Source organism: Streptosporangium sp. NPDC000563, from assembly GCF_040299985.1.
Classification (GTDB): Bacteria; Actinomycetota; Actinomycetes; order Streptosporangiales; family Streptosporangiaceae; genus Streptosporangium.
Window position 1 is genome coordinate 1 of record NZ_JBEPDA010000057.1, and the last position, 7,659, is coordinate 7,659.

7 protein-coding genes are annotated in these 7,659 nt (G+C 71.3%); 4 read left to right on the forward strand and 3 right to left on the reverse strand.

The annotated features are described in order from the left end of the window. Positions 1–193 precede the first annotated feature (193 nt). The 3 genes from mca to ABT352_RS40495 all read left to right on the forward strand — a co-directional run bounded on the left by mca (position 194) and on the right by ABT352_RS40495 (position 1,790). Complete coding sequence (mca, locus tag ABT352_RS40485; RefSeq protein ID WP_350950384.1) at positions 194–1,090, forward strand: mycothiol conjugate amidase Mca; 897 nt, start codon at positions 194–196, stop codon at positions 1,088–1,090. Between the two features lie 34 nt (positions 1,091–1,124). Then, positions 1,125–1,325 carry a hypothetical protein gene (locus tag ABT352_RS40490; protein WP_350950386.1) on the forward strand — a complete coding sequence of 67 codons (201 nt, stop codon included), beginning with the start codon at positions 1,125–1,127 and terminating at the stop codon, positions 1,323–1,325. 147 nt (positions 1,326–1,472) lie between these two features. Further along, entirely contained in the window at positions 1,473–1,790 is a 318-nt protein-coding gene (locus ABT352_RS40495; RefSeq protein ID WP_350950387.1) for a GNAT family N-acetyltransferase, read from the forward strand. A gap of 203 nt (positions 1,791–1,993) precedes the next feature. Here the strand turns inward: ABT352_RS40495 and ABT352_RS40500 are convergent, their stop codons facing one another. From ABT352_RS40500 to ABT352_RS40510, 3 genes are read right to left on the reverse strand one after another with little or no spacing between them, the layout of a single operon-like run. Continuing rightward, the gene (locus ABT352_RS40500) at positions 1,994–3,154 is read right to left on the reverse strand and encodes a hypothetical protein (protein ID WP_350950389.1); all 1,161 of its coding nucleotides are present in this window, start codon (positions 3,152–3,154) and stop codon (positions 1,994–1,996) included. A gap of 51 nt (positions 3,155–3,205) precedes the next feature. Then, positions 3,206–4,141: a cytochrome c oxidase assembly protein gene (locus ABT352_RS40505; RefSeq protein WP_350950391.1), complete on the reverse strand. Its 936-nt coding sequence runs from the start codon at positions 4,139–4,141 to the stop codon at positions 3,206–3,208. Further along, complete coding sequence (locus ABT352_RS40510; protein WP_350950393.1) at positions 4,099–4,698, reverse strand: DUF2243 domain-containing protein; 600 nt, start codon at positions 4,696–4,698, stop codon at positions 4,099–4,101. Before ABT352_RS40510 ends, ABT352_RS40505 begins: the two co-directional genes overlap by 43 nt. A gap of 683 nt (positions 4,699–5,381) precedes the next feature. Here ABT352_RS40510 and ABT352_RS40515 point away from each other — a divergent pair. Next, complete coding sequence (locus ABT352_RS40515; RefSeq protein WP_350950395.1) at positions 5,382–7,415, forward strand: thioredoxin domain-containing protein; 2,034 nt, start codon at positions 5,382–5,384, stop codon at positions 7,413–7,415. The last annotated feature ends 244 nt before the right edge of the window (positions 7,416–7,659 follow it).

A 7,659-nucleotide genomic window follows, 5' to 3' on the forward strand; every position in this document is an offset into this window, starting at 1 on the left:
CCGGCACGGCCGCATCACCGGGATCAACCACCGCCATGTCCGCCATCTTCAACGCGCGGACGGCTACGGCTACACGACACAGAAAGAAGCCGATCCAAATGACCGACCGATCAGGACACGCTCGGGCCTCGGCGGCCCTCCCGCCCCCGACTCCTCCCCGGCCTGAAGGCCGGAACATCCTCAGGAGGTTTTGGTGAGTGCACCGCTCAGGCTGATGGCCGTTCACGCGCATCCCGACGACGAGTCGAGCAAAGGCGCCGCCACCATGGCGCGCTACGTGGCGGAGGGCGTGGACGTGCTGGTCTGTACGCTCACCGGAGGCGAGCGCGGGTCGATCCTGAACCCGAAGATGGACCGCCCGGAGATTCTTGAGAACATCGGCGAGGTCCGGCGCCTGGAGATGGAGCGCGCCCGCGAGATCCTCGGCGTGCGGCAGCGCTTCATGGGCTTCGTCGACTCCGGCCTGCCCGAGGACGAGAGCGAGCCGCTGCCCGAGGGCTGCTTCGCCCTGCAGCCGCTGGAGATCGCCTCGGCGCCGCTGGTGGCGGCCGTCCGCGAGTTCAGGCCGCACGTGATCCTGACCTACGACGACGACGGCGGCTACCCGCACCCCGACCACATCATGACCAACCGCGTCTCGGTCGAGGCGTTCGAGGCGGCCGGCGACCCCGACCGCTACCCGGGCACCGGCGAGCCCTGGCAGCCCATGAAGCTCTACTACCACATGGGCTTCACCAAGGACCGGTTCGAGGCGCTGCACGAGGCGATGAACGCCCGCGGCATCGGCTCCCCGTACGCCGACTGGATCTCCCGCTGGGAAGATCGCCCGCAGAAGTGGCCGGTGACCACCCGGATCCCCTGCGGCGACTACTTCGAACTCCGCGACGAGGCGCTGCTCGCGCACGCCACGCAGGTCGACCCGGACGGCTTCTGGTTCGTCTGCCCGCGCGACCTGCAGCGCGAGATCTGGCCGACCGAGGACTACCACCTGGCCCGATCGCTCGTGGACGTCGGGCTTCCCGAGGACGACCTGTTCACGGGCGTCCACGCGGAGGTCCCCGCGGACACGGTCTCGCACGCCTGCCGCTGACGCGACCATGGGGTGGCGGTGGCAAACTTGACATGTGATTGCATTCGACATCGTCACCAAGGGTGACGTCAGTCCGGGCCTCCTGGGCTTCCTCGTCATCGCCGGTCTGGGGTTCGCCCTCTACATGCTGGTCAAGTCGATGAGGAAGCAGATCTCCAGGATCGAGGTCCCTTCCGAGGCCGAGCTGAGGGAGCAGAAGACCGACGTCACCACCACGACGCCGACCGCTCCCTAGCTCTCCTTGACTCCGGCTGCCCCGCGCACCTCAGGCGTGCCCGGGGTGATCGCCCACATCCCCGGCCCCACGGCCCCGACCGGCCACCGTGCGACACGCACGGCAGTGGGCCGAACCGGTAACCCCCGAGAACGAGCGAGGACGAGCATGGCCGACGACATCGAGGTCTCCGACAACCCTGAGGCCCTCCGCTTCGAGATCCTGCTGAAGGGCGAGGTCGCCGGATTCGCCGCGTACCGCCTGCGCGCCGGGAAGATCATTTTCACCCACACCGAGATCCTCCCCGAGCACGAGGGCAAGGGCCTGGGCAGCAGGCTCGCCTCCGCCGCCCTCGACGCGAGCCGCTCGTCGGGACGGTCGGTCGTGCCGCTCTGCCCGTTCATCTCCCGCTACATCCGGCGCCACCCCGAATACCGGGATCTGGTGCCCGAGGGCTATCGCGACCTCCTCGACGAGGAAGCCTGACCTCGCGGTTCGCACCGGAAACCGAGAGCGGGGAGTCGGTGGCCGGGAATCGAGGGCGGAAGGTCACCCGAGGGTCGCCGGTCACCGGACGGCGCCGCGGCCTGGCCCCGGCGGGCTCACGAGGGCTCCCCTGAGCCGTACGGGCACGCGTCGGAATCCTGGCTTCCTCCCGGTCGTACGGGGTCCGTACGCGAGCGTCCCCGTCAGTCGCCGAGGGTGTCCGTCGAGGACCAGGCGCGCTCCAGCGCCTTGGGTAGCCCCCATCGGCCCAGCGAGGTGAGCACCTCGGTCCTGTCGACGATCCCGAGGCACGCCCAGAGCGGGGTGACCGAGCTGAAGAGCGTCTCGGCCGCCTCCAGGTCCTCCGGCTCGTCCAGATCGACGTCGATGTCCTCCGACTCGGCGATGAGCCTCGCGATCCGCTCGGGGGACGCCAGCACCCCGGGGCCACGCCTGGCCAGGGCGGCGACCACGGCCAGCCAGTCGGCGTGGTGGATCGCGCACAGGGCGGCCAGCACCGAGTCCTCGTGGCTGAGCTCCCCGTCCAGATCGGAGAAGATCTCCAGCCGGTCGTCCTCCTCCGACAGGTCGGAGATCGGCCCCGCGATGCCCGCCGTGACGGTGAGCCAGAGCTCCTCGTCGTCGGCCGGCAGCGGCTCCCCCTCGTACCCGGCACAGGCCCGCAGCACGTTGCCCGGATAGCCGGGCCTGCCCAGCACCTCGCGCAGCCTGCTCGCCGCGGCCCGCAACTCCCTGACGGGCCGCTCGGGGTCGGGCAGTTCGGCCAGGATGCGCCGCAGCTCGCTCAGGGCGAACGCCTCCTCCTCGTCCCAGGCCGCGAAAAGCTCCTCGTCCTGCTCGTCGGAGACCGCCGTCCCGGGGACCCGGCCGTCGGGCAGCGGGCTGGTGAGCCAGCGCTCCTGAAGGTCCGCGTAGGCCTCCCTCGCCCCCTCGTCGCCCCGGGCCAGCGCGTCCGGGTCGACCTCCCCCGCCGCGACCCGTTCCTCCAGGTGGGCGACGAGCCCGCGGAACATCTCCTCACCGACCGGCCCCCGCTCGTCCTCCTCGGGCCAGACGAAGAAGCTCGGGGTGAGCAGGAGCGGCTCGGTGCCCGTGGACTCCATCCAGCGCTGCACATCCCCCACGGTCGCGGCGCCGGACTCGATCGCGCTGAGCGTCGCCTTCGCGGAGTCCCAGAAGGGCACCGACAGCGGGTTTCCCGCCGCCAGCAGCGCCCGCCTCAGATCGGGCAGCGCCACCAGCGCCACCCCTGACGGCACGGCGAGCAGCGCGCGGGCAACATCACGCCGGGTCAGCTCGGAAGCCGCCCTTCCGGCGTGCACACAGACGAAGTCGAGATCCACGCCCAGTGAGCCTACGCCCGAAGCGCCGCGAACACACCTTCCCGCCCGGTGTCACCTCCCGTACCGGGACACCGGGCCCGCCGGGAAAGCCTCAGGGCTCGATCCGGGGCCCGATTCAGGGCTCGATCCGGGGCCGGCACGGCCGGCCGCCCGCGCGGGGCGCCAGGTGCTGACCAGCGCGAACGCCAGCAGCAGTTCGGCGATATCCCCGCCGTAGTACATGATCTCCGCGGCTCCGCGCAGCTGTCCGGCCGGCACCGGCACGTCGACGAGGAGTCCGGCGTACATCAGCTGCGACAACGCGGTGTGTACGGCGATCGCCACCCCCAGCACGACCAGCCGCAGGGGGACCGAAGGGCGTCGCGGCGCCGGATCGGGACCGGCGATCACCCAGGCGAACAGGCACCCGGACAGCAGGAAATGCAGGTGCGTCAGGTGGTGCGGCAGCCCGCCGGTGGAGGTGATCCGATACAGCGGGGTGCAGTACAGCGCCACCATGGCCCCCACACTGAGCAGCAGCGCGATCCAAGGGTCGGTCAGCAGGTGCACCGCCCGGCAGCGCAGCACCGCGCCGACACGCCGCCCGTGGACCGGCGGCAGCGAACGCAGCAGCAACGTCACCGGGGCCGCGAGCACCAGGCCCAGCGGCGCGAGCATGCCGATCAGCAGGTGCTGCAGCATGTGCCCGCGAAAGTCCGTCCCGGCGAACGTGGCGACGGGGCCGATCACGGCGGCGACGACCAGCGCGACGCCCGTGAGGAAACCCGCCGTCCGCCATCGGCTCCAGCCCTTGGGCTCACGGCCGCACCGCACCGCCAGAAGCACGTATCCCACCGCCACCACGGCGAGGACCGTCGGCGGCAGTGCCGCCACCAGGTCGCCCCCGTGAACCCCGTGGACCCCGTGGCCTTCGTGGACCCCGTGCGTCCCCTGGGGCAGGGCGATCACGACGTCGGCGCGGCGGGGGTACGCCCGCCCTCGTCGCACAGTTCGACCGGATCGCCACCGCGTTGCAACAGCCACCCGCCGAGCACCAGCAGCGCGCCCAGGAGCAGGAATCCCAGATCCCACCAGGTCTGGTACGGCCCGGTCCGTACGTGGTGGATGCCCAGCAGATGGTGATCGATCACGCCCTCCACCAGGTTGAACACCCCCCATCCCACGAGGATCCAGCCCCACAGCTTCCGCGATCTCCACACCCGGCCACGGGAGTGCAGGACCCGCGAGTACAGCAGGCCGAGACCGATCAGCACCGCCAGCCAGGTGAACGCGTGGAACAACCCGTCCCACAGCGTGTTCATCCGCAACCCCGGAACGGTGTCCACCGGGTAGTACCTCACCCCGATGTTGTCGGTGTTCGTGCTGGACAGCATGTGGTGCCACTGCAGGATCTGGTGCAGCAGGATGCCGTCGACGAACCCTCCCAGCCCGACGCCGAGCACCGCGCTCGGCAGGGCGATCCGCCCGGCACCGGCCTTGCCTTCCGGCCCGCCCGGCCCGCCCGGCCTGCCCGGTCCGTTCGGCCTGTTTGGTCCGTTCGTCATCACGGCCCCCTCGCCCTCGGTCAGTCCTGTCCGTCCGGCCTGCCCGGTCCGTTCGGCCTGCCCGGTCCGTTCGGTCCGTTCGGTCCGTTCGTCATCACGGCCCCCTCGTTCCCGGCTCGCGCCCGGTCAGTTCTGTCCGTTCCACGTACGGGTCAACGTGGTCCGTGATCACATGCCGCCCGCCGACCCGCCGCTTCACCGTGAAGAGGGGCCGCTCCGCCCGTGGATGTGGCGGGGTTCCCCGGCAAACCTCACCAGAACCACCGGCGGGCGTATGTGAGCGACGCACCCGGGTGCGTCGCTCACGGCCTAAAATTTCGACCACGGTCGCACGGAGATCGATCATGGCGATGGCGACCGCGCGACGGGTGTCCCGCCCGCGTTCGCGGCGTCGTCCCCCTCCGGGGTTGGTGTGAGGGGCAGCGAGCGGGAAGAACCACGACGCGCGACCTCCGCGCACCTCGCGAGAGGAATCACGCACCGCGCACGCGGGAAAGGGCTGCGACCGGCACTACTGACAGGAGGACCCACCGTTGACGCACCGCGCACGCGGGAAAGGGCTCCCCTGCCTCCTCCCCGTCGCCAACATCGTCAACGTCGTCAGCTCGTCAACGAGGGCGATTCCCACGGTCGCCCGTGAGGGTTCCTGCTTCAGTGCCGGTCGCCCGCAAGAAAGGACTCCCATGAACCGTTTGAAGGACGCGACGAGCCCGTATCTGTTGCAGCACGCGGACAATCCCGTTGACTGGTTCGAATGGGGTGAGGAGGCGTTCGCCGAGGCCACCCGGCGGAACGTGCCGTTGCTGATCAGCGTCGGCTACTCGGCCTGCCACTGGTGTCACGTGATGGCCCACGAGTCCTTCGAGGACCGGGCCACGGCCGCTCTGATGAACGAGCTTTTCGTCAACGTGAAGGTCGACCGCGAGGAGCGTCCGGACGTCGACGCGGTGTACATGGCGGCCACCCAGGCCATGACCGGTCACGGTGGCTGGCCGATGACGGTCTTCGCCACCCCCGGGGGCCACCCCTTCTACACCGGCACCTACTTTCCCAGGCAGCAGTTCCAGCGGCTGCTGACCGGGGTGTCGAACGCCTGGACCGGCGAGCGGGAGGCCGTGCTGGAACAGGGCTCGAAGATCGTGGAGGCGCTGAACGAGCGGTCGGCGCTGCCGTCCGGGCCGCTTCCCACGCCGGACACGCTCACCCGGGCCGTGCACAACCTGGCCGAGTCCTTCGATCCGGTCCGCGGCGGTTTCGGCGGGGCACCCAAGTTCCCGCCGTCGATGGCGCTGGAGTTCCTGCTGCGGTACGGCGCGGCCACCGGGGGCGCGGCGGCCGGGGGAGACGGAGGGCGGGCGACCGCCGAGGCGGCGATCTCCATGGCCGGGCGGACGCTGGAGGCCATGGCGCGGGGCGGCATCTACGACCAGCTCGCCGGAGGCTTCGCCCGCTACAGCGTGGACGCCGAGTGGGTGGTTCCTCACTTCGAGAAGATGCTCTACGACAACGCCCTGCTCCTGCGGGTCTACGCGCACTGGTGGCGCTCCACCGGCTCCGCGCTGGGCAGGCGGGTGGCGCTGGAGACGGCCGACTGGCTGCTGGCCGAGATGCGCACCCCCGAGGGGGGCTTCGCCTCCGCCCTGGACGCCGACAGCGAGGGCGTGGAGGGCAAGTTCTACGCCTGGACCCGCGAGGAGCTCCGTGAGGTCCTCGGCGAGGAGGACGGGCTCTGGGCGATCGAGCTGTTCGAGGTGACCGGGACCTTCGAGCACGGCACCTCGGTGCTGCAGCTCCTCGCCGACCCCGACCCCGGCGAGGAGGAGCGGTTCGCCCGGGTACGCTCCGCGCTGCTCGCCGCGAGGTCCCGCCGGGTACGGCCGGGACGGGACGACAAGGTGGTGGCCGCCTGGAACGGCCTGGCCATCGCCGCCCTCGCGGAGACCGGCGCCCTGTTCGAGCGGCCGGACCTCGTCGAGGCGGCGCGCGAGGCGGCCATGCTGGTCGACGAGCTCCACGTGGACGGCGACCGGCTGCTGCGCACCTCCCGCGACGGCAGGGCCGGCGCCAACGCCGGAGTCCTGGAAGACTACGGCGACCTCGCGGAGGGCCTGCTCACCCTGTACGGGGTGACCGGCGAGGTCCGCTGGTTCCACCGGGCCGAGGCGCTGCTCGACACCGTCCTGGAGCGGTTCTCCGACGGCTCCGGCGGGTTCTACGACACCGCCGACGACGCCGAACCGCTCTTCCAGCGCCCACGGGACGCGACCGACAACGCCACGCCGTCCGGCCAGTTCGCCGCCGCGGGCGCGCTGCTCTCGTACGCCGCGCTGACCGGCTCGGCCAGGCACCGCGAGGCCGCCGAGGCGGCTTTGGGCACGGTCACCGTGCTGGCCGGCAAACACGCGAGGTTCGCCGGGTGGGGGCTGGCCGCGGCCCAGGCCGCGCTGTCCGGTCCGATCGAGGTCGCGATCGTGGGCCCGGCGGGCGATCCGGTGACGACCGCCCTGCACAGGACCGCCCTGCTGTCTCCCCTACCGGGTCTGGTGCTGGCGCTCGGCGATCCGGGTTCCGGATCCGGTTCCGGGGAGGTTCCGCTGCTGGGCGGGCGGGGTTTGGTGGGCGGCGAGCCCGCGGCGTACGTGTGCCGCGGCTTCACCTGCAGGATGCCCGTCACCACCCCCGAGGCCCTTCGAGCCGAGCTGGCGGGCGAGGCGTAACGGCAGACCGGGATCAACGGCCCGGGCGGAGCGGTCGCCTGGCCGGATCGCGGTCGGTTGCCCCGGTCTAGGTCAGCTCGGGGTGCGGGTGGGTCGGGTGTGCGCTGCGGCTGTTTTCCGGCTGATCCGAGGTGCGCGCTCCGGTGGGTGGGTGCTCCGGCCGGCCGTCTCAGTTGCTCCCCGGCGTTTCAGGCCTCCGGCCTGCTCGGGCGCGACGGTTGCGGGCTTTTATAAAGATCGGACA

Coding starts and splice junctions, on each gene's coding strand:
- ABT352_RS40495 (WP_350950387.1), top strand. CDS start 1,473: ATGGCCGACGACATCGAGGTCTCCGACAACCCTGAGGCCCTCCGCTTC.
- ABT352_RS40510 (WP_350950393.1), bottom strand. CDS start 4,698: ATGACGAACGGACCAAACAGGCCGAACGGACCGGGCAGGCCGGGCGGG.
- ABT352_RS40515 (WP_350950395.1), top strand. CDS start 5,382: ATGAACCGTTTGAAGGACGCGACGAGCCCGTATCTGTTGCAGCACGCG.